Here is a 20,467-nt window from a genome sequence, read left to right on the forward strand (position 1 = left end):
CACAGAAGGTTTTATCTGACAATGCATCGGTTCCGGCTATCCCAGTTACAGTCTTTTTCGAAAACGTATAAAGAACATCGCGTTTGAAAGGAGTGAGCCGCCATGGTTCGTCGGCAAGTTATAAACACGTTTTTTACTCTCTTTTTGTTCCTGGTCTGCCTAGCCGGGACGGTTGCCGCCAGTGCGTCGGAACCGTTGCAGCAGGCACCGGCTTATGTCGTACAAAAGGACGGGTTTACTGCTAAAATACCGCAGGTACTGGCAAGGGATACACGGTATGCAAAAGGTGCAGACCGTATCAACAGTGCCTTGCGTGTCCTGGCGGATGAGGCTTGTCAGGCCTATGAAAGCAATCCCATTCGTGCCGGATTCAGCCGCACCATAACAGGAGAAATTACCTATTCCAGCCCCAAAATACTATCCTTGCTCATCTATGATAGTGTGTACTATAAAGACGCAGCCCACCCGTTAACCGGTGTTGCCGGCTATACGTTTCGTTTGCCTGCAGGTAAACGCGTAGACTGGCAGCAGCTCGTGCGCGAAGAGGACAGACAGTTTATGACATTGCCGGCACTGAACCGTCAAATGCGCCTCCAAATAATGACCGGACGTTTTCAGACGTATGCTGATTTTCAAGGACTCACAGAACTGCCAGCTGTGTTTTACGTCGATGAGCAGGGAAAAATCGTCTTCCTTTTTCAGCAATATGCCGTCGGACCCTATGCAGCGGGATTTTGTCCCTTCCACACAGGGCGGCAAATCCGATATTAGGAAAATTTACGGAAAAGGATAGGTATAATGCACACCTCTTTTGTACACAAAAGAGCGTTTATATGATATGATACGGTAAAGGAGTGAATTCACATGACGCATACAATCTATTTAGCAGGTGGCTGCTTCTGGGGCATGCAAAAGTTCCTGGATCAGTTTGCCGGTATCCTTTCTACAGAAACGGGATACGCCAACGGCCATACAGAAAAGCCGACGTACGAAGAAGTGTGCACGCAGACGACAGGCCATACGGAAACCGTAAAGGTTACGTACGACGATGCCATTATGCCGACTGCCCAGCTTCTGGATTATTATTTTATGGTTATCGATCCCTTGTCGGTCAATCGCCAGGGCGGCGATGCCGGCACCAATTACCGGACCGGGATTTATTATGAAGACGAACGGCTGCTGACGGATATCCGCAAAGTGGTCAATAGCGTAGCGGACCGGCTGGGCAAACCCCTGGCCGTCGAAGTATTGCCGTTACAGAATTTTTATCCTGCCGAAGAATATCATCAGAAGTATCTCGATAAAAATCCTGGCGGTTACTGCCACATTCGTCCGGCTATGATGCACCTGCGTCAGCGCCTGGAAGAAAAAAAGGACTGACGGGTATACGTGCCGTCACGTAGCAGCGTGTTGGCACGTTGCGCGATAAATTTTATAGCATAAGGAGTTTAACAGTATGAGAAAAGTGTATATATTAGTAATAATAGGTATCGTCTGGGCCTTCTTTACAGGTGGCTGTATTCGTGATGAATCCTATATTTTTGCCGCTATTTCAGGGGCCCTGAGTTTGGTATCCTTCTTTGTGGCATATACACTTAAAAAGAATGAAGATAGAAAACTGAAGCACGAACAGGAATTATTAGCTAAATTCCGCAAGAAAAAAGCCCGTGAAAAACGGCTCAATGAACGGCGCCTGGAAAAGAAGAAAGCTCTGGAAGAACGCCGTCAGAGAAACAAACAAAAAAGAGAACAGTAACGAATCGAACAGGAGGGGTAACGATGGATTTAGGCTTAAAGGATAAAGTAGTTGTCATTACCGGTGGCACAGCCGGTATCGGTGAAGCCTGTGCCCTGGCTTTTAGCCGTGAAGGTGCTCATGTAGCCGTATGTGGCCGCACACAGAAACGCATAGCTGCGTTTAAAGAACGCTGTGCTCAGGCAGGTGCTGATGTATTTGTCAAACAGGCCGATGCCGGTCAGGCAGAGGAATTGCAGGCCTTTGCCGATGCGGTTGTCAGCCGCTTTGGCACGATTGACGTATGGATCAATAATGCCGGCATCAATGTCGGCAAGCGGCTCATGGAAATCACGCCGGAAGACTGGCAGCAAACCGTTGCCGTCAATCTGTCGGGTGTACTCTTCGGAACGCAAATTGCAGCCCGGGCTATGGGCGAAAAGGGGGGCGTTATTCTCAATGCATCTTCCTTTGCATCCCTCATTCCGTCTGTAGGCGGCACCATGTATGGCGCTACGAAAGCAGCTGTGTCGAATATGACCAAGACCATGGCGGCTGAACTGGCACCGCAGCATATCCGCGTCAATGCCTATATCCCCGGCATTATTGATACACCGATGAACGCAGAACGCATTGCTGACGATGCCAATCATGCGCTGATCAATGCCATTGCCCTGCACCGCGTAGGCACAGCCGACGAAATGGCTCAGGCGCTGGTTTTCCTGGCCTCTGACCAAGCCAGCTACATCACGGGTACAGCAATCGAAGTAAGTGGCGGTAAATATGCCGTGCAGAACTCTGAAATATTATGGGGTTAAGCTGATGAAGAAAGCCTTGGCAAGTGATTTTGATAATACCTTATTCTTTATGTTTCAAGAAGAGACGTATCGTCCTGGTGACAGGGAGGCTATCCGTGCTTTTCAGGCACAAGGCGGTCTCTTTGGTATCAGTACAGGCCGTTCATTGACGGGCGTACGCCAGGCCACAGGCGATAATGTAGCCTACGATTTCTATATTCTCGCGAACGGTTCTCTGGTTTTGGACAAACATCTGCGGACTCTGCAAAAGAAGGTAGTCCCTATGAGCCTCGTCCGGTCCTTATACGACCGCTATGGCAAGCTAGAAAATTCTGTCATTCAGGCGGGCGATACGGTATACACCTTTGGTCCGGCTGATAACCCCATGCAGACCCATATCGATGATTTTGAGGAGCTTGATGGCAAGGATATTTACGGTATTTCCTTCTATACAGGCAGCGAAGACCGGGCTAAGGAAATGGCAGGCGATGCGCAGCAGCACTATGGCAGAACCATAGAAGCCTATGCCAATACGGTAGTCCTCGATATTGTTGGCGCTGGCTGCTCTAAAGGCCAGGCCCTGGAAACGGTGCGCCAGGCCTTGGCACTGGAACGTGTAGGCGCCATTGGTGATTCATACAATGACATATCTATGCTTGAAAGTGCTGATATTTCCTTCACCTTTTCCTATGCACCACAGCCTGTGCAGGCCTCTGCCGGGCACATCGTGGGCAGCGTACGGGAAGCATTGACTCTGTTATAAGGCAAAAAAACGACTGCAGGAATGTTCCTACAGTCGTTTTATCTTTTTTTAGTAGTTTACGTTACGCAGTTCAAAGAAGGACTGGGGATGACCACAGACAGGGCATTTTTGGGGAGCTTCTTCGCTTTCCAGGATAAAACCACAGTTACGGCAGATCCAGGTTTTCTTTTCAGCTTTTTTGAAGACGGTCTTCTTTTCCACGTTGTTGAGCAGGGCTAAGTAACGTTCTTCATGATGCTTTTCGATTTCAGCTACCTTTTCAAAGAGGAAGGCAATAGTATCGAAGCCTCCTTCACGAGCTTCTTTGGCAAAGGTCGGGTACATTTCTGTCCATTCATAATGTTCGCCTGCAGCGGCATCTTTTAAGGCAGCAATATCATCGGGCAGTTCACCGTTATGAAGCTGCTTGAACCAAATCTTGGCGTGTTCTTTTTCGTTATTGGCCGTTTCTTCGAAAAAAGCGGCAATCTGTTCATAACCTGCTTTTTTTGCTACACTGGCATAATAGGTATATTTGTTGCGGGCCTGGGATTCACCAGAAAATGCGGCCTGTAAGTTTTGTTCTGTTTTTGATCCTTTTAATTCCATTGTTTGTTTCCTCCTTGTCGTATACTCTCTTTAGCAAATAACTAATATTTGTTATCCGTTGCTCATACTATAACACTATAATCCTTGCCTGTCAAATAATAATTGTTATTCTTTAGTAAAATATTTTGCTAACAGGCAATTCCCTTGTTTTATTCCGTTTTAATTTAATGATTAAGACATATTGATATAAAAATAATAGAATAGAATAAAAAAGCAGTTTCTCGCAGGAGCTATAGAATTGGAGGGATAAATATATTCCATAGTTTGAGTATATTTATGGTAGATAGGAAATTTTGAATTTCAGAGCATGAATCAGAAGATACAGTCTCTATTTCTTGTTTTTCGGTCCTTGTATATATATAATAAAATAGTAATAGCATACAGTACCTGGCATACGTATGAGAAAAGAGGATATGGCGATGATATTTTTTAAAAATGACTACGGTGCAGGGGCACATCCCCATGTTTTTCAAGCTTTGGCCGAGCATAATCTGATGCCGGCAGATAGCTACAGCCATGACGAATATTCCGTTGCCGTTACGGAAATGATACGGGCTCTCACGGGACAGGCAGAGGCACACGTCCATTTTATTGCCGGCGGGACACTGACCAACCTGGTTTGCCTGGCAGCCTTCCTGCGGCCGTATGAAGCGGTAATCGCTGCTGATTCAGCCCATATTTGTGTCCATGAAACGGGCGCTATTGAGGCGACGGGGCATAAAATCTTGTCTGTACCGGCAGTAGATGGAAAGGTCTTGCCAGCTGAGATTGATAAGGTCGTAGCGTTTCACGAAACGGACCAGATGGTCTTGCCCAAAGTAGTTTATATTTCCGATACGACAGAAATGGGAGCCGTATATACGAAAGCAGAACTCCAGGCATTGCGTGCCTGCTGTGATGCTCATGGACTCTATTTATATATTGACGGGGCCCGCCTGGCTATGGCCCTGGGGTCGGAGTACAATGACCTTAGCCTGCAGGACATAGCGTCCCTGGCAGATGCGTTTTATGTGGGGGGCACGAAGTGCGGTGCCCTTTTTGGCGAAATGGTAGTCATCCTTAATGAGGCACTAAAGCCCCATTTCCGCTTTATCATGCGGCAGCATGGGGCCCTCTTTGCCAAGGGCATGCTCTTAGGCCTGCAGTTTAAGGCCTTACTCCAGGATGATTTGTATACGCGCTTAGGGAGCATGGCCGATGCGTGGGGGCAGAAACTGGCTGCCGGGCTGAAGGCAAAGGGGTATTCCTTTGCCTATACGCCGGTATCGAATATGATTTTTCCCATCGTAACAACCGCACAGGCAGAGGCGCTGGCAAAGCACGTGCTGTTTGAAAAGTGGCTCGATAATCCCGATGGCACACAAACCATACGCCTTGTGACTAGCTGGATGACGAAGCAGGAAGATATTGATGGCTTGTTGCAGTATATGTGACGGCCCATCCCGGCAATACCGGTTCACGAATGTAAGGAGTCAGGTTTCATGGCAATTGATGTACATTCCCTTTTATCTGTATTAAAGGACGAAAAAATAGCCGCCCACTGGCTGGCTACACGGCCCCAGCGTGGTGATCACATTCGTGTACGCCGCTTAGGCGGCCTGTATTACCATCACGGCATTTATATAAGTGATAGGGAGGTCATTACCTTTGCCGGTGACGATGACCACAATCCGTTTGATTGGTGGGATACGAAGGTACGGGCCACTTCCCTGGAGTTGTTCCTCCAAGGCGGCCAGACAGAGGTCTGCCTGTACACGATTCGTGAACGGCAGCAGCTCTGCAGTATCGAAGAAACGGTAGCTTTTGCCAGAGCCTGTCTGGGGAATGAAAAATACAGTCTGCTTTTTCATAATTGTGAACATTTTTCGAATGCCTGCAAGCAGGGCATTTATCGCAGCCAGCAAGTAGAGCGTATTTTGCGTGGCCAAAGCTTGCACGACGCGTTGGCTTGTCTTGATGATCCGGAACAGCGTTCCCGCTGGTGGGATGAAGCCGTGTCAGACCTGAAGAAGCAGGTACTGAGTAAGATCAAGCGCGATCTGGAAGCCAAAATGCGACAAGAGTAAACTAATTTAGGAGGATATACATGATGATGACTGAAATGGAAATGATGAAACTGCAAAATGGCAGTGATGTTCGCGGCGTTGCTGTCGCCGGGGTACCTGGTGAAGAAGTGACGCTGACGCCGGAAGCCGTAAACCGGATTGCTGCTGCGTTCGTTTCCTTTCTTGCCAAAAAACTAGGAAAAGAACCGGCTGCCTTGCGGATTGCCGTAGGTCATGATTCCCGTATTTCGGCATCGCTCTTACAGGAGGCTGTTTTTTCCGGGCTTACGGCCTGTGCAGCCGATGTATTCAAGTGTGACCTGGCGTCTACACCGGCCATGTTTATGTCTATTGTTTTTTCCCAGACCCAGATGGACGGGGCGATCATGCTGACGGCCAGCCACTTGCCGTATAACCGCAATGGCATGAAATTCTTTACCGTTGAAGGGGGCCTGGAAAAAACGGATATCCGTGCCCTTTTGGCTCAGGCGGCTGCCCTTCCGGAACAGCACGGGGATCTGGCCCAGGTCCATGCGTTAAATTTGATGGAACTGTATGCGGAACACTTATGCCAGACTATCAGCATGCGTCTGGGTGTGCCCGTAGAAGAGAAGCCCTTGCAGGGGATGCATATCGTCGTCGATGCCGGCAATGGCAGTGGCGGCTTCTTCGTTACAGATGTCCTGGATGTCCTTGGCGCTGATACGACGGGCAGTCAATTCCTGGAACCAGACGGCATGTTCCCCAATCACATTCCAAATCCGGAAAACGCAGCGGCTATGGCGGCTATCCGCGCGGCCGTATTAGAGAATCATGCCGATTTAGGCCTCATTTTCGATACCGATGTCGACCGCATGAGTGCCGTTCTGTCCAACGGGGAAGAAGTGAACCGCAATGCCCTGATTGCCATGATTGCTGCTATTCTGGCGCCGGACTATCCGGGCAGTACTATTGTCACCGATTCTGTTACGAGTGATGAGCTGACGGAGTTCCTGACGCAGACACTCCATTTGGTCCATCACCGGTATATGCGCGGTTACAAGAACGTTATTGACGAATGTATCCGCCTCAATGAAGAAGGCACTCTTTCGCCACTGGCTATTGAAACATCGGGTCACGGCGCGTTACGGGAAAATTATTATCTCGACGACGGCGCTTTCCTGGCTGTGCGCCTGATCATCGCTGCAGCCCAGGCTAAACAGCAGGGGAAAGAGCTGGGCGATCTGATTGCAGCACTGAAGCAGCCGGCAGAAAGTGTAGAATACCGATTGAAAATTACGGCAGACCAGGCCGGGGAATATGGTAAAAACGTACTCCAGGCGTTCTCTGAACGGGCACAGGCGGCAGGCATACAAATAGCCACGCCGTCCTATGAAGGCGTGCGCCTTGTGTTCCCGCAAGGCTGGGCACTCCTGCGGATGTCTCTCCATGATCCCAATATGCCGCTCAATATTGAAAGCAAAGAAGCCGGGGGCTGCAAAGAAATTACAGCCAGCCTGCGTCAGCTGCTTACGGGCTTTGAGCAGCTGGATATTTCCGTGCTGGATGTGTAAGCCATGCAGAAAGAATGGCTTTTTGCCCTTTTCTTTATGCTCATGGTCATGCAGGCTGTAGGCGTGCGCTTACAGGTACGGGCCTATCGTCAGGCTGTAAGCCACCTGCGCCGCCGTGGCTATGTGGGCATTGGCGGTGGCCGCCGTCGTTTGGGACCGGGCACCATCGTCCTCCTCGCCTGCAGTGGTGATGGCACCATTGTAGGCGCTGAAACGATGCAGGGCATGACGATTTTTAGCCGCTTCCGGGAAAGACCGGACCTTTACGGCCGGACCGTATACGATTTCAAGAACGAGCTCAATACGTATCCGGCTAAGAAGCGCAAGCAGTATAAGGGCTATGAGCAGGCTGCTGATGCGCTGATCGGACGGCTGCAAAAGGAAGCCGCTGCCCGGCAAAAAGAAAACAGCCAGCTGGAAAAAGCATAGTCTTACGCTGAATGATGCTATTTTGACATAGGTAGTTACAAAGCGGCAGGCATATGCTATACTATAGAAAATTTCATATGATTTATTGTCTTTGGGGCGGGGTGTAATTCCCTACCGGCGGTAGAGTCCGCGAGCGCAAGCACGAACCGGTGCAATTCCGGTACCGACAGTATAGTCTGGATGAGAAAAGACAGCAGGAAACGTAGTTTTGCCGTGCGCCCTTTTTGTGTGCACGGCTTTTTTATCGCACAAAAAGGGAAATGCCATGCGTTTTCAGTATGAAACCTTACAGGTACAACCTAGTCCCCACCCAATAGATCTTCCATGAAAGAAACTATTTCATCAGGAGGAACAAAACATGAACAACGAATTTACGTTTGGCACGATTGAAGAGGCAATCCGCGACATCAAGGCGGGTAAGATGGTATTGGTCACAGATGATGCGGACCGGGAAAATGAAGGCGATCTCATCATGAGTGCCGAACTGGCTACGCAGGCAACGGTCAATTTCATGGCAACTCATGCCAAGGGGCTTATTTGTATGCCCTGCGATGGTGCTATTTTGGATCGCCTGCACATGGGACCTATGGTAGAAAAAAATACGGATAACCACGAGACGGCCTTTACCGTTTCTATCGATCATGTCGACACGACCACAGGGATTTCTGCCGGTGAACGGGCCCACACCATGCGTATGTGTGCCGACGGCCGGGCCAAACCGGAGGATTTCCGCCGCCCTGGGCATGTCTTTCCTTTGCGCAGCAAGACCGGTGGCGTTCTCTGCCGTACGGGCCATACGGAAACGACGACCGACCTGTGCCGCCTGGCCGGCCTTACACCTGTCGGCATTTGCTGCGAAATCATGAGCGCTGACGGATCCATGGCCCGCACACCGGAACTGATGGAATTTGCCAAGGCCTATGGCTTGACCTTTATTACCGTAGCGGATCTCGCTGCGTACCGCCGCCGTACAGAAGTGCAAGACGACATGCCGGCAGATGTACCGGCACCGGCTCAGGTCTAAGCGGCATAGACGCCTGCACGTTAAAAGGGAGCTCCTTCCTGCCTGTAGCAGGAGAGAAGCTCCCTTTTAACGATGTCCTGTTTAGAATTTCAAATCGATCGTAGCAGAAACGCCGACGCCTTGGACACGGCTCATGTTTGTCACGTCTAAGGATTCGACAGGAATAAGGGCGTTAGCCCGGGCAATGCCATTGAAGCTGGCTTCAATTTGGGCGACAGCCTTTACCTTATCGACCTGTGCCGTCGGTCCGACGACCTGGACAGCACCGATATATTTGCCTGTACCGCCGCTGATAATGGGAACGACCTTCGTGGCATAATCCGTGCCGACGCCGTTTTTCATGAGTAATTTGTTCAGGAAGGTGTTGATCTGGTCTCCGTATTTGGAAACGAGAACGGAAACGCCGCCAACCTTTAAAATGGATCCCAGGTCAAAGGCCTGTACAGCTGTACCGCCGCAAAAGCCCAAGAGGGATGCGGCTGTCATGGCTACAACGAGTTGCTTTTTCATGGAATGCCTCCTTCAGTGAGTGATAAATCATGGCCGTGGTCCGGCGTTCAGGATATCTTCACGAATACGGGGATATTTCGTATGGAAGTTTTCGTAGAACAGCTTCGCTACCTTAGCGGCCATGGCATCATAGGCGGCCGGGTCTGCCCAGGTTGCACGGGGGTTCAGGAGTTTTTCCGGCACGTTCGGGCAGGTCTGGGGAATATCTACGTTGAAGCGGTCGTTATGCACATAGACAGATTCTTTTAGGCTGCCATTCAGGGCAGCAGTAATCATAGCCCGTGTATATTTCAGAGCGATACGGCTGCCTGTTCCATAGGGGCCGCCGGTCCAGCCCGTGTTGACCAGATAGACCGTCGTATTATGGGCTACAATCCGTTCGCCTAGCATATGGGCGTAAATCTGGGGATGCAAAGGCATGAAAGGCTCGCCAAAGAGGGTGGAGAAGGTCGGTACCGGTTCCGTAATGTTCTGTTCCGTACCGGCTACCTTCGAAGTAAAGCCTGTAACAAAATGATACATGGCCGCTTCTTTGCTTAACCGGGAGATAGGCGGCAACACGCCGAAGCTGTCAGCCGTAAGAAAAATAACGACAGAAGGGGTACCGCCCAGGCCGGACATTTCCGCATTGGCAATATATGTAATAGGATAGCCTGCCCGTGTGTTTTCTGTCAAGGTTTTATCGGTATAATCCGGTTTGCGCGTCTGCGCGTCGAGAATAACATTCTCCACAAGCGTACCGGCTTTAATGGCATCATACACTTCCGGCTCCCGTTCAGGATCGAGGTTGATGCACTTAGCGTAGCAACCGCCTTCGAAATTAAAGACACCATCAGGGGACCAGCCGTGTTCATCGTCGCCAATAAGGAGGCGCTCCGGGTCAGCCGACAAGGTTGTCTTGCCTGTACCGGAAAGGCCGAAGAAAATAGCCGTTTCCTTTGTTACTGGATCCATGTTGGCCGAGCAGTGCATGGGCAGGACCCCTTCCTTGGGCATGAGATAATTCATGACCGAGAAGACGCTCTTTTTGATTTCACCGGCATAGCGCGTGCCTACGATGAGGATCTCATGGGCTTCGTAGTCAATGAGGATGGCTGCTTCCGAATGGACGCCGTCGCTTTCGGGATTGCAATGGAAGCCCGGTGCGGCGATGATGGTGAAATCCGGTTCGCCATACTGATCCAGCTCGGCTGCCGTAGGCCGGATCAGTAAATTATGAATGAAGAGGTTTTCACTGGCCAGTTCATTGATGATACGGAATTTTTTCCGGTGCACCGGGTCGGCGCCGGCAAAGCCGTCGAAGACGAAGAGCTCCCGGTTCTGTAAATAGGAGACGGCTTTGCTGCGCAGGGCCTTAAATGCTGCCCGCGTAATGGGCCGGTTGACGCTGCCCCAGGCGATTTCGTCGTGAACCCCCGGTGTATCGACGATGAACTTGTCCTTTGGCGACCGGCCTGTGAATGTACCGGTCCGTACGACTAAGGCCCCTGTATCACTGAGGATGCCTTCACCGCGTGCTAATGCTGCTTCTGTGAGACAGGCGGAGCTTAAATTCCGATAAATTGCTTTGGCGTTGATAATGCCGCTTTGTTCCAAGGAAAATGTTTCCATAGTCTATCTCTCCCCTTATTCATATGCTGCTTAGTATCTCATTTGATTATCATAGCATGCGAAAACTACTTGTATTATAATCGGATTCGCTAGCCTATTCAATGAAATATGTTGTTTTAATGATGTACAATATAATAAATAGCATATAATAATAGATGTATAAGACTATTATACTCTACTTATATGGTAAATAGAAGAGATATATGATGGTTTATTTATAGCGAATATGAATGTAAAAGAGTATGTATTATAACTGAATAAGAATGACTTCCTCTTGTGCTATTGTAATAATGCACTTCATAATTAAATGTTTTATATGGGAAAAATTAAAACGCCTCCTGCCCTGCATGACAAGCAGGGGCGGAGGCGTTTTGGTCAGGCCTGTGTTATTTCATAACAGCACCCGTATTGGCTGAAGTAACCAGGCGGGCATAGCGTGATAAGTAGCCTGTCTTTACTTTTGGTTCAGGCTGCTGCCACGCAGCCTTGCGTCTGGCCAGCTCGTCGTCGCTAACGAGAAGCTCGAGCTTACGCTGGGGAATGTCGATGGCAATCGTATCGCCGTCGTGGACCAGGGCCAGAGGACCGCCTTCCATGGCTTCCGGCGAGATATGGCCGATGCAGGCGCCGCGGCTGGCACCACTGAAACGGCCGTCTGTAAGCAGGGCTACCTTGAGGCCCATTCCGGTAATGACGGCTGTGGGATTGAGCATTTCCCGCATGCCCGGACCGCCCTTGGGGCCTTCGTAGCGGATGACGACAACGTGGCCTTCTTTGATTTCACCACTCATGATTGCTTCAATTGCTGCTTCTTCCGAATCGTAGCACTTGGCCGTACCTGTATAGACCAGGAGATCTGCCTCGACGGCGCTTTCTTTAATGACCGAGCCCAAGGGAGCCAGGTTACCCTTGAGGACGGCAATGCCGCCTTTATGCATGTATGCATGATCGATGTCGTGGATGACGTCGTGATTTTGGATGACCGCGTCTTTGATGCGCTCGCCAATCGTACCGGTAATGGTCCGGGCCTCTGCATGGATAAGACCGAGCTTGCTGATTTCTTTCATGACGGCACAAATGCCGCCGGCTTCGTCGAGATCCTGCATATGATACGTGCCGCCCGGACTCATCTTGCAGATATAGGCAGCTTTACGGCTGATTTCGTCGAAGGCGTCGAGGGATAAATCGACACCGGCTTCGTGGGCAATAGCTGGCAGGTGCAGGGCCGTATTGGTAGAGCCGCCAATGGCCATATCGACGGCGATGGCATTTTCAAAGGCCGCACGTGTCATGATGTCGCGCGGGCGGACGTCGCGCTGTACCAGATCGACAACGACCTGGCCGGCTTTTTTGGCAAGCATACGGCGCTGGCCTGTGTACGCAGCAGGAATGGTGCCGTTACCGGGCAGGCCCATGCCGAGAACTTCGGTCATACAGTTCATTGTGTTGGCCGTAAAGAGGCCGGCGCAAGAGCCGCAGCCCGGGCAGGCCTGGAATTCCATGGCGTGCATTTCGTCTTCGCTCATCTGGCCGGCTTCGACCTTGCCGGCAGCTTCAAACATGGTACTGACGCTGATGTCTTTGCCCTGATGACGGCCGGCCAGCATGGGGCCGCCGCTGACGACGACTGTCGGAATATTGAGACGGCCTGCGGCCATGAGCATGGCCGGCACGATTTTATCACAGTTCGGGATGAGGACGAGACCGTCAAAGGCATGGGCTGTGGCGACGGCTTCGATGGAGTCGCAGATGAGTTCGCGGCTCGACAGGGAAAAGCTCATACCGCGGTGGCCCATGGCGATACCGTCGCAGACGCCGATAGCAGGAAATTCGATAGGTGTACCACCGGCGGCAGCGACGCCGAGCTTGACGGCTTCGGCAATGTCCCGCAAATGGATGTGGCCGGGGATGATTTCATTAAAGGCATTACAGACGCCGATCAAGGGCTTTTGCAAATCTTCATCGCTATAGCCCATGGCGTGAAAAAGGGTTCTGTGGGCCGTACGGGTAAGGCCCTGTTTTACGATATCACTATGCATGTCATTATTCCTTTCTTTGCTTACATTTCCTTGACCGGCACGACGCCCCGGGAGAGAGCAATCTGGCCTGTGCGGGCAATTTCGATAATTTTATAATCCCCGAGCATTTCCAAGAGTGCTTCGATATGGTCTTCCCGGCCAGTGAGCCGTAATACCAGGGACTGGGGCTGTACATCGACAATCTTGGCATTGAAGAGCTGGGCAATATTGGTGAGCTCGCCCCGCAGCTGTGGCGTCGGGCAGTGGACCTTGATCATAGCCAGCTCGTAGCTCACGAAAGGGGCATCGTCCAGGTTGACGACCTTGATTACGTCGATGAGTTTGGCCAGCTGATTGACTGCCTGGTCCAGGTCCCAGCGGTTTTCTACGGAAACGACGATGTTGATGCGCGTTACGTCTGCTTCCTCCGTATAGCCGGCGTTGATGCATTCGATATTGATGGCCCTGCGGCTGATAAGGCCGGCTACGTGGGTGAGAACGCCAGGCTTGTTGTCGCAAAGGATGGCTAAATGTTGTTTCAGCATGGAGCGTCACCTCCTAAGACCATCTGGTCCAGGCGTTTGCCGCCAGGGACCATGGGATAGACGTTTTCATCTTCCGGGATAAAGACATCGAGCAGGGCCGGACCCTTGGTGGCGAAAAGGCCGGCTACGGCCCGGGCCAGGTCTTTAGGCTCATGCAAGGTCTTACCAGGTACGCCCATGGAGGTAGCAATGGCTGCCAGATCCGGGTTGTTGCGGATGACCGATTCGGCACAGTGGCCATTGTAGAAGAGGCGCTGCCACTGATTGACCATCCCCAAGACGTTGTTATGCAGGACGACGACCTTGACGTCGATGCCGTATTTATAGAGTGTCGTAAATTCCTGGCAGTTCATGAGGATGCTGCCGTCACCGGTTACCAGAACGACGGTGGCTTCCGGCTTGCCGACCTTGGCACCCATGGCCGCAGGCAGTCCGTAGCCCATGGTGCCTAAGCCGCCGGACGTGAGGAAATGACGGGCCTTGTTCAGCAGGAGAAACTGAGCTGCCCACATCTGGTGCTGGCCTACGTCGGTAACATAAATCGTGTCGCCAGGTGTCTGTTTTTCGATTTCTTCTAAGAGGCGCTGTGGCGAAACGGCTGACGGGAGATCCCGCGTCCGGAAGGGATGGGCCTGGTTCAGGCTGTTTACATGCTGTCGCCAGGCACTGTAGCGGTCGGCCAAATGCGTTTCATGGGCGGCCAGTTTTTCACCGAGGCGGGGCAGGGACCAGCGCAGGTCGCCGTTGACACTGATGTCGGCGTGGACAATCTTGTTGATTTCTACCTTGTCGATGTCAAAGTGAACGATGGTTGCGTTCGGAGCAAAATTTTCTACGTCCCCTGTCAGGCGATCATCAAAGCGCGTGCCAATGGCTACGAGAAGGTCGCATTCCGTAATGGCCATGTTAGCGGCATACGAGCCGTGCATGCCGGCCATGCCCAGGTGACTGTCGTACGTATCGGGTACGGCACCCTTGCCCATGAGGGTCGTCACGACGGGGACGTGCATATTGGTTACGATGTGCTGCAGCGTCGGTGCCATATCGGCCAGAATGATGCCGCCACCGGTGAGAATGACCGGTTTTTCTGCTGCTTCGATGGCGGCGACGGCCCGGTCGAGATCGTCTTCCTTGCCGGAAATGTTGCCGTGGTAGCCTCGCAGCTGTACTGTGCCGGGATAGGAAAAGTCAAAGGTCGTATCAAAAACGTTTTTGGCGATGTCTACGAGAACCGGGCCCGGCCGGCCTGTCGTAGCGATATAGAAGGCTTCCTTCAGGACGCGGGGCAGCTCTTTTTCATCCTTGACCAGGTAGTTATGCTTGGTAATGGGTGTAGTGATGCCGGAAATATCCGCTTCCTGGAAGGAGTCCCGTCCAATGAGTGTCGTTGCGACCTGGCCGCTGATGATGACCAGGGGAATGGAATCCATATTGGCTGTGGCAATACCCGTAACCATATTGCAGACGCCCGGGCCGGATGTGGCAAAGCAAACGCCGGGCTTGCCCGTTGCCCGGGCGTAGCCATCAGCGGCGTGGACGGCGCCTTGTTCGTGACCCGTCAGGATATGAGGAAATTTTTCTTTATACACTTCGTCGTAGAGAGAAAGGACAGCACCGCCAGGATAGCCGAAGACGACGTCTACGCCTTCGTGCTTCAGACAGGCGAGTACTGCTTGAGCACCTGTTAGTTTCAAATTCGTCACCTCGTAGATATGCGGATAGAGAAAAAGGGCGTCGCTGCGTTTGGCAGGGCACCCCTCCCGTGGAAAACAGGGTTCAGCCTGGTCGTATTAGTCCTTTTGATCGGCGTCGTGCAGCCAGGGCATCATGTCGCGCAATTTAGCGCCTACCTTTTCCAGGGGATGTTCCGCATGCTGCCGGCGCATAGCCAGAAAATGGGCCCGGCCGCCAGCGCGATTTTCTAAGAGCCAGTCCTTGGCAAAGGCACCGGATTGGATGTCAGCGAGGACATCCTTCATGGCTTGCTTGGATGCCGGCGTGACGACACGGGAGCCCGAGGTATAGTCGCCGTATTCGGCTGTATCGCTGATGGATTTGCGCATCTTGGCCATACCGCCTTCATACATGAGGTCTACGATGAGCTTCATTTCATGGAACGTTTCAAAATAGGCGATTTCCGGCTGGTAACCTGCTTCGCAGAGGGTTTCGAAGCCGTTCGTGATGAGCTGGCAGATACCACCGCAGAGAACAGCCTGTTCCCCGAAAAGGTCCGTTTCCGTTTCTTCCTGGAAAGAAGTCTGGATGACGCCGGCCCGGGTACCGCCGATGCCACGGGCATAGGCCAGGGCCAGGTCGAAACAGGTACCGGTGGCGTCCTGCTCGACAGCAAAGACATCGGGCACGCCACCGCCTTCGACGAAGGTGCGGCGTACGAGGTGGCCCGGTCCCTTGGGAGCGACCATAAAGACGTCTACGTCAGCAGGGGGAACGATCTGTTTGAAATGAATGTTGAAACCATGGGCAAAGGCCAGGGCGCTGCCGGGCTTGAGATTGGGCTTGATTTCGCTCTGGTATACGTCAGCCTGTTTTTCATCCGGGATGAGTACCATGGTCACGTCGGCGGCAGCGACAGCGTCGGCGACGGTCTTGACGGCAAGGCCTGCGGCCTGTGCTTTAGCAGCGGAATGGCTGCCTGCGTAGAGGCCGACGACGACGTCGACACCGTTATCTTTCAAATTCAGGGCATGGGCGTGGCCTTGACTGCCATACCCGACGATAGCGACTGTCTTACCTTTCAATACGTCCCAGTTCACATCTTGATCATAAAATACTTTTGCCATAATCACATCTCTCCTTGAGTATAAAATAATTTATCTCGTTGGAATTTAGAGCTGTCAAAAGAGGCCAACAAAAAAACTCCGTCCCTAAAAATAGGGACGGAGTTATATTCCGCGATACCACCCTGATTCCTGCTGTATTACTACTGGCAGGCTCTCTACAACGTACCAACATACGCGTTTCCTATAACGTGGAAAAGTCGTCAGTGCTTAGTTCTACTTCAGCACTCCTCTTCAGGGATGATTTTCGTCCGCCATCTGCAACTGGCTCACACCGGCCGCCAGCTCTCTGTATGCATCAAAACGAAGTACTCTTTCCCGTCATCAGATTTCACTATGTCGCCTTCCTGTACACATCTGTGTCTCCTGTTTGGAAAGCTTGAGTGCATTTTACAGAATGATTTGCCTCTTGTCAACACCTTTTTGGGAAATTTTTTGGAAAAAAGCGGTTAAACGATTATCTAATTTACTTATGAAACAGGCTTTTTTGAGCCACATAGGCCGTGACGAATTGGTGGGCAATGCGGCCGTTTCTGCCGGAATGTTCCATTTCCCAGCGTACGCCCTCACGGCGCAGTGTTTCACCGTCGAGGCAGATGCCGGCTTTTTGCAGCTCATGTTTGATAATGGCCAGGTATTCGTCCTGCGTGGGTGCTGCATAGTGGAGAATAAGACCAAAGCGGTCGGAAAGGGAAATAGATTCATTGACACTATCAGCGCGATGGACCTCATTCATTTCATCGTGCCTGTCGTCCCACGTTTCCTTTAAGAGGTGACGGCGGTTGGACGTGGCGTAAATAAGCACGTTGTCAGGCTGCGGTGTGACGCCGCCGTCAATGGCAGACTTTACATATTTATACTCCTTTTCATTTTCGTCGAAGGACAGATCATCCAGAAAGAGAATGAAGCGCTTGCTGCGGATGGCGGCGAGCTTTTCCAGGAGGTCTGGCAGATATGGCAGCTGTTGCTGACCGATCTGGATGAGGCGCAGGCCTTGCCGATGGTAGAGTGAGACCAGGGCCTTTACGGCTGTTGATTTGCCTGTGCCCCTGGCGCCGGTGAGGAGTGCGTTATTGGCGCGGCCTCCCTGTACGAAGGCACGTGTATTCTCCAATAGCCGCTCTTTTTGCGCTGCATAGCCTATGAGGTCATCCCAGGAAAGGTCCGGGAAGTCGCGGATGCCTTGCAGTTCACCAGCCTCATCCAGACGGAAGGCCTGAAAGCGGGCCAGTTGCCCGCGCCCATAGGCGGCGTAATGCGCTGCTAAGGCACTGGCTGCTGCCGTAGCGCCGGTACAGTTCTTGAGCGTAGCTGTAAGCACTTCTACGTGGTCGTAGGTCCGGGGCAGGGAAGGCTCATACGCATCGAGCAGGGCCAGGTCCAGAAAGACCGATGCGGGCTGCGTCAGATAGGGCCAGAGAATGGCCATATCGATCGCCATACCTGCGATGAGACCGGCACCGGCCCGGCCAGCCCGTTCAATGGCAGCGGCGCTTTCCATCTGGCCGTCGGCCAGGAGGTAGAGGATATAGCTGCTGAGCAGATTTCCTTTCAGACCCAGCTTTTCGGCCCGTTCAATCAGTGTGGCGGCAATGTGCTGTTTGGCACCTGACGCTGGCTGCCCGGTTTCCAGGGCAGCGATGGCACCTAGAACCGGATCCTCTAAAAAATGACGGCAGACGATAAGTCCCTGCAGACTTCCGTTCATAAAATCAGCTCCTTTTGGCAAACGGACAAGGATGTCCGGTTTTGGGGCTTAGTATACTACGGGCTGCAAAAGGTCGTCAATGATAAATAAAAACACATATAAAACACATAAAAATTTTGATGATTCCGTCTGAAGCAGTCTCTCTTTCTGTCCTTTAAAGGTGGACGATACAATTCGCGTGTATGGAGAAAATAGCCACGCTGGAGCGGTCAGAGCGAAATATCCGGCCTCCTCTCTTGACACTTTGACTTTTTGCTGTATGATAAAGAAAGAGCGTTAGCACTCTAAATAGTAGAGTGCTAACAGGACAAATACAAAAGCCGCACTGATGGGCTTAAAAAAAGGAGCTTATAGATCATGGCGAAAGAAACTTTTGAATTCCAAGCGGAAACGAAACAGCTGTTGGACCTGATGGTCCATTCCATTTATACGAATCATGAAATTTTCCTGCGGGAACTGATTTCCAATGCCTCCGATGCGATTGATAAATTACACTATGAATCGCTGACGAACCGCGATTTGCTCGAAGGTGATACGGGCTTTGAAATCCATATCACGCCGGATGCAGACGCACATACCCTGACTATTTCCGATAATGGCCTGGGCATGAACCGTGACGACCTGATTCAGAATCTCGGTACGATTGCCAAATCCGGTACCAAGGCCTTCTTGGAAAAGTTGAAAGAAGCCCAGGAAGCAAATAGCGAAGTCACTGATAAGGATATGATTGGCCAATTTGGTGTTGGTTTTTATTCGGCCTTTATGGTCGCCGACTCCGTTACGGTCGTTACCCGTAAGGCTGGTGAAAGCCAGGCCTACAAGTGGGAATCTACAGGCGATGGCCAGTACACGCTGGACGAATGTGAAAAACCGAAACACGGTACGTCCATCATCCTGCATCTGGGCAGTGACTTTTATGGCAACGACAAGGAAGAAAACTACACGGACCGCGATAAGATTTCCGGCCTGGTCAAACAGTATTCCGACTACATTCGTTATCCAATCACCATGGATTACACGGTAAAAGAAAAACCAAAGGATGCTGATGGCAAGGTCATTGAAGATGCGCCGGAAGAAGAACACGTAGAAACGCGGACACTCAACTCCATGCAGCCCCTGTGGACACGCAATAAGTCGGACATCAAACCGGAAGAATACAAGGAATTTTTCCAGCACCAGTTCTTCGAATGGGAAGACCCGATGGAAATCTTCCATACCAAAGCCGAAGGGGCCGTCGAATATACGGCACTCCTCTTCATTCCTGGCCGGGCTCCATTTAATCTGTATTATACGGACTATGAAGCAGGCCTGCAGCTCTACAGCCGCCACGTCTTCATCATGGATAAATGCAAGGATCTTCTGCCGGATTACCTGCGCTTTGTCAAAGGCCTCGTCGATTCGCCGGATTTGTCCCTTAACATTTCCCGTGAACTCCTGCAACAGAGCCGCGAACTGAAGCTCATTGGCCGTAACCTGGAAAAGAATATCTTAAAGACACTGGCACGGGACCTCGATAAAGACCGTGAAAAATACGAAAAATTCTGGGCTGAATATGGCAAGTCCCTGAAAATTGGCATTTACAGCGGCATGATGACCGGTGAAAATAATGTGGATAAGCTGAAAGACTTGCTCCTCTTCATGAGCTCTAAGGACGGCAAGCTGTGCACGCTGAAGGAATATGTCGGCCGCATGAAGGAAGGACAGCAGAAGATTTACTTCGCTACCGGCAAAGACCGCGCTGCTATTGACGCTATGCCGCAGATGGAACTCCTGCGCGATCGTGACCTGGAAGTCCTCTACATGCTCGATCCGGTTGACGAATTTGCCGTACAGGCCATTGGCGAATATGAAGGCAAAAAATTCCATTCCGTCAGCCAGGGCGACCTCGACCTGGACGATGATGAATATAAGGAAGAAAAGAAGAAAGCCGAAGATTTGGCAAAAGACAACGAAGGCCTTTTAAAAGATATCAAGGATTACCTTGGCGACAAAGTAGCCGATGTACGCCTTTCGAACCGTCTCAAATCCGGTGCAGTCTGCCTCGTCGCAGATGCTGCCGGCCCGTCTATCGCTATGGAACAGGCCTTTGCTGTAGCGGATAATCCGCTTCTCAAGGCTCGCCGGATCCTGGAAATCAACCCGCATCACGACCTCTTTAACCGCTTGCAGACCTTGCACGAAGGCGGTAAGGACTCTCAGGGTTTCCAGGATTACTGCCAGCTCCTCTACGATCAGGCACTCCTCTTGGAAGGCATTTTGCCAGATGATCCGGCGGCCTTTGCCCAGAAAGTAGCCCAGATGATGGCCCGTTAATATTGTATAATTATGAAAGACAGGTGCGAT

Annotated in this window: 19 protein-coding genes, 1 riboswitch and 1 other annotated feature; of the genes, 11 read left to right on the forward strand and 8 right to left on the reverse strand. The window is 51.4% G+C overall.

The window, feature by feature from the left end:
- The first annotated feature begins 102 nt into the window (after positions 1 to 102).
- The 5 genes from H8J70_RS01520 (at position 103) to H8J70_RS01540 (ending at position 3,295) form a co-directional block, all read left to right on the forward strand.
- Complete coding sequence (locus H8J70_RS01520; RefSeq protein ID WP_186501996.1) at positions 103 to 771, forward strand: RsiV family protein; 669 nt, start codon at positions 103 to 105, stop codon at positions 769 to 771.
- Between the two features lie 93 nt (positions 772 to 864).
- Positions 865 to 1,380: a peptide-methionine (S)-S-oxide reductase MsrA gene (gene msrA, locus H8J70_RS01525; RefSeq protein ID WP_186501997.1), complete on the forward strand. Its 516-nt coding sequence runs from the start codon at positions 865 to 867 to the stop codon at positions 1,378 to 1,380.
- Between the two features lie 76 nt (positions 1,381 to 1,456).
- The gene (locus H8J70_RS01530; protein WP_186501998.1) at positions 1,457 to 1,756 is read left to right on the forward strand and encodes a hypothetical protein; all 300 of its coding nucleotides are present in this window, start codon (positions 1,457 to 1,459) and stop codon (positions 1,754 to 1,756) included.
- A 23-nt stretch (positions 1,757 to 1,779) separates the two neighbouring features.
- Positions 1,780 to 2,553, forward strand: coding sequence for an SDR family NAD(P)-dependent oxidoreductase (locus H8J70_RS01535; protein WP_186501999.1), 774 nt, complete (start codon positions 1,780 to 1,782; stop codon positions 2,551 to 2,553).
- Positions 2,554 to 2,557: 4 nt separating this feature from the next.
- Positions 2,558 to 3,295: an HAD hydrolase family protein gene (locus tag H8J70_RS01540; protein ID WP_222433536.1), complete on the forward strand. Its 738-nt coding sequence runs from the start codon at positions 2,558 to 2,560 to the stop codon at positions 3,293 to 3,295.
- Positions 3,296 to 3,343: 48 nt separating this feature from the next.
- Here H8J70_RS01540 and rbr read toward each other — a convergent pair whose 3' ends face one another.
- Positions 3,344 to 3,883, reverse strand: a complete 540-nt coding sequence (gene rbr, locus H8J70_RS01545) for a rubrerythrin (RefSeq protein WP_186502001.1) — start codon at positions 3,881 to 3,883, stop codon at positions 3,344 to 3,346.
- Between the two features lie 419 nt (positions 3,884 to 4,302).
- On the opposite strand from rbr, the gene H8J70_RS01550 reads away from it, so the two are divergent.
- The 5 genes from H8J70_RS01550 to ribB all read left to right on the forward strand — a co-directional run bounded on the left by H8J70_RS01550 (position 4,303) and on the right by ribB (position 8,934).
- Positions 4,303 to 5,316: a threonine aldolase family protein gene (locus H8J70_RS01550; RefSeq protein ID WP_186502002.1), complete on the forward strand. Its 1,014-nt coding sequence runs from the start codon at positions 4,303 to 4,305 to the stop codon at positions 5,314 to 5,316.
- A 48-nt stretch (positions 5,317 to 5,364) separates the two neighbouring features.
- Positions 5,365 to 5,949: a lecithin retinol acyltransferase family protein gene (locus tag H8J70_RS01555; protein WP_186502003.1), complete on the forward strand. Its 585-nt coding sequence runs from the start codon at positions 5,365 to 5,367 to the stop codon at positions 5,947 to 5,949.
- A gap of 23 nt (positions 5,950 to 5,972) precedes the next feature.
- Positions 5,973 to 7,481 (forward strand): phosphohexomutase domain-containing protein, encoded by a 1,509-nt coding sequence (locus tag H8J70_RS01560; RefSeq protein WP_222433542.1) that lies wholly within the window; start codon positions 5,973 to 5,975, stop codon positions 7,479 to 7,481.
- A gap of 3 nt (positions 7,482 to 7,484) precedes the next feature.
- Positions 7,485 to 7,910: a transcriptional regulator GutM gene (locus H8J70_RS01565; RefSeq protein WP_186502005.1), complete on the forward strand. Its 426-nt coding sequence runs from the start codon at positions 7,485 to 7,487 to the stop codon at positions 7,908 to 7,910.
- Between the two features lie 83 nt (positions 7,911 to 7,993).
- Positions 7,994 to 8,106: riboswitch (FMN riboswitch) on the forward strand.
- 162 nt (positions 8,107 to 8,268) lie between these two features.
- Complete coding sequence (ribB, locus tag H8J70_RS01570) at positions 8,269 to 8,934, forward strand: 3,4-dihydroxy-2-butanone-4-phosphate synthase (RefSeq protein WP_186502006.1); 666 nt, start codon at positions 8,269 to 8,271, stop codon at positions 8,932 to 8,934.
- Positions 8,935 to 9,015: 81 nt separating this feature from the next.
- Here the strand turns inward: ribB and H8J70_RS01575 are convergent, their stop codons facing one another.
- From H8J70_RS01575 to H8J70_RS01605, 7 genes are all read right to left on the reverse strand, one after another.
- A complete protein-coding gene (locus tag H8J70_RS01575) occupies positions 9,016 to 9,444 on the reverse strand; it encodes a hypothetical protein (protein ID WP_186502007.1) in 429 nt (142 codons plus the stop codon).
- A 27-nt stretch (positions 9,445 to 9,471) separates the two neighbouring features.
- The gene (gene pckA, locus H8J70_RS01580; RefSeq protein ID WP_186502008.1) at positions 9,472 to 11,055 is read right to left on the reverse strand and encodes a phosphoenolpyruvate carboxykinase (ATP); all 1,584 of its coding nucleotides are present in this window, start codon (positions 11,053 to 11,055) and stop codon (positions 9,472 to 9,474) included.
- Between the two features lie 386 nt (positions 11,056 to 11,441).
- Positions 11,442 to 13,094: a dihydroxy-acid dehydratase gene (gene ilvD, locus H8J70_RS01585; RefSeq protein ID WP_186502009.1), complete on the reverse strand. Its 1,653-nt coding sequence runs from the start codon at positions 13,092 to 13,094 to the stop codon at positions 11,442 to 11,444.
- Between the two features lie 20 nt (positions 13,095 to 13,114).
- A complete protein-coding gene (gene ilvN / locus H8J70_RS01590; protein ID WP_186502010.1) occupies positions 13,115 to 13,618 on the reverse strand; it encodes an acetolactate synthase small subunit in 504 nt (167 codons plus the stop codon).
- Positions 13,612 to 15,312 (reverse strand): biosynthetic-type acetolactate synthase large subunit, encoded by a 1,701-nt coding sequence (ilvB, locus tag H8J70_RS01595; RefSeq protein ID WP_186502011.1) that lies wholly within the window; start codon positions 15,310 to 15,312, stop codon positions 13,612 to 13,614. Before ilvB ends, ilvN begins: the two co-directional genes overlap by 7 nt.
- A 96-nt stretch (positions 15,313 to 15,408) precedes the next feature.
- Complete coding sequence (gene ilvC, locus H8J70_RS01600) at positions 15,409 to 16,419, reverse strand: ketol-acid reductoisomerase (protein WP_186502012.1); 1,011 nt, start codon at positions 16,417 to 16,419, stop codon at positions 15,409 to 15,411.
- Positions 16,420 to 16,508: 89 nt separating this feature from the next.
- Positions 16,509 to 16,750: a binding site (T-box leader), on the reverse strand.
- A 132-nt stretch (positions 16,751 to 16,882) separates the two neighbouring features.
- The gene (locus H8J70_RS01605; protein ID WP_186502013.1) at positions 16,883 to 18,124 is read right to left on the reverse strand and encodes an ATP-binding protein; all 1,242 of its coding nucleotides are present in this window, start codon (positions 18,122 to 18,124) and stop codon (positions 16,883 to 16,885) included.
- Positions 18,125 to 18,481: 357 nt separating this feature from the next.
- Between H8J70_RS01605 and htpG the strand changes: the two genes are divergently transcribed.
- Positions 18,482 to 20,437: a molecular chaperone HtpG gene (gene htpG / locus H8J70_RS01610; RefSeq protein ID WP_186502014.1), complete on the forward strand. Its 1,956-nt coding sequence runs from the start codon at positions 18,482 to 18,484 to the stop codon at positions 20,435 to 20,437.
- Positions 20,438 to 20,467 lie beyond the last annotated feature (30 nt).

It is taken from the genome of Megasphaera hominis (assembly GCF_014269395.1).
Taxonomy (GTDB): Bacteria; Bacillota; Negativicutes; order Veillonellales; family Megasphaeraceae; genus Megasphaera; species Megasphaera hominis.

What these genes read in the sequence shown, in the direction of transcription:
- H8J70_RS01520 (WP_186501996.1), top strand. Translation starts at nt 103, where the DNA reads ATGGTTCGTCGGCAAGTTATAAACACGTTTTTTACTCTCTTTTTGTTC.
- msrA (WP_186501997.1), top strand. Translation starts at nt 865, where the DNA reads ATGACGCATACAATCTATTTAGCAGGTGGCTGCTTCTGGGGCATGCAA.
- H8J70_RS01530 (WP_186501998.1), top strand. Translation starts at nt 1,457, where the DNA reads ATGAGAAAAGTGTATATATTAGTAATAATAGGTATCGTCTGGGCCTTC.
- H8J70_RS01535 (WP_186501999.1), top strand. Translation starts at nt 1,780, where the DNA reads ATGGATTTAGGCTTAAAGGATAAAGTAGTTGTCATTACCGGTGGCACA.
- H8J70_RS01540 (WP_222433536.1), top strand. Translation starts at nt 2,558, where the DNA reads ATGAAGAAAGCCTTGGCAAGTGATTTTGATAATACCTTATTCTTTATG.
- rbr (WP_186502001.1), bottom strand. Translation starts at nt 3,883, where the DNA reads ATGGAATTAAAAGGATCAAAAACAGAACAAAACTTACAGGCCGCATTT.
- H8J70_RS01550 (WP_186502002.1), top strand. Translation starts at nt 4,303, where the DNA reads ATGATATTTTTTAAAAATGACTACGGTGCAGGGGCACATCCCCATGTT.
- H8J70_RS01555 (WP_186502003.1), top strand. Translation starts at nt 5,365, where the DNA reads ATGGCAATTGATGTACATTCCCTTTTATCTGTATTAAAGGACGAAAAA.
- H8J70_RS01560 (WP_222433542.1), top strand. Translation starts at nt 5,973, where the DNA reads ATGATGACTGAAATGGAAATGATGAAACTGCAAAATGGCAGTGATGTT.
- H8J70_RS01565 (WP_186502005.1), top strand. Translation starts at nt 7,485, where the DNA reads ATGCAGAAAGAATGGCTTTTTGCCCTTTTCTTTATGCTCATGGTCATG.
- ribB (WP_186502006.1), top strand. Translation starts at nt 8,269, where the DNA reads ATGAACAACGAATTTACGTTTGGCACGATTGAAGAGGCAATCCGCGAC.
- H8J70_RS01575 (WP_186502007.1), bottom strand. Translation starts at nt 9,444, where the DNA reads ATGAAAAAGCAACTCGTTGTAGCCATGACAGCCGCATCCCTCTTGGGC.
- pckA (WP_186502008.1), bottom strand. Translation starts at nt 11,055, where the DNA reads ATGGAAACATTTTCCTTGGAACAAAGCGGCATTATCAACGCCAAAGCA.
- ilvD (WP_186502009.1), bottom strand. Translation starts at nt 13,094, where the DNA reads ATGCATAGTGATATCGTAAAACAGGGCCTTACCCGTACGGCCCACAGA.
- ilvN (WP_186502010.1), bottom strand. Translation starts at nt 13,618, where the DNA reads ATGCTGAAACAACATTTAGCCATCCTTTGCGACAACAAGCCTGGCGTT.
- ilvC (WP_186502012.1), bottom strand. Translation starts at nt 16,419, where the DNA reads ATGGCAAAAGTATTTTATGATCAAGATGTGAACTGGGACGTATTGAAA.
- H8J70_RS01605 (WP_186502013.1), bottom strand. Translation starts at nt 18,124, where the DNA reads ATGAACGGAAGTCTGCAGGGACTTATCGTCTGCCGTCATTTTTTAGAG.
- htpG (WP_186502014.1), top strand. Translation starts at nt 18,482, where the DNA reads ATGGCGAAAGAAACTTTTGAATTCCAAGCGGAAACGAAACAGCTGTTG.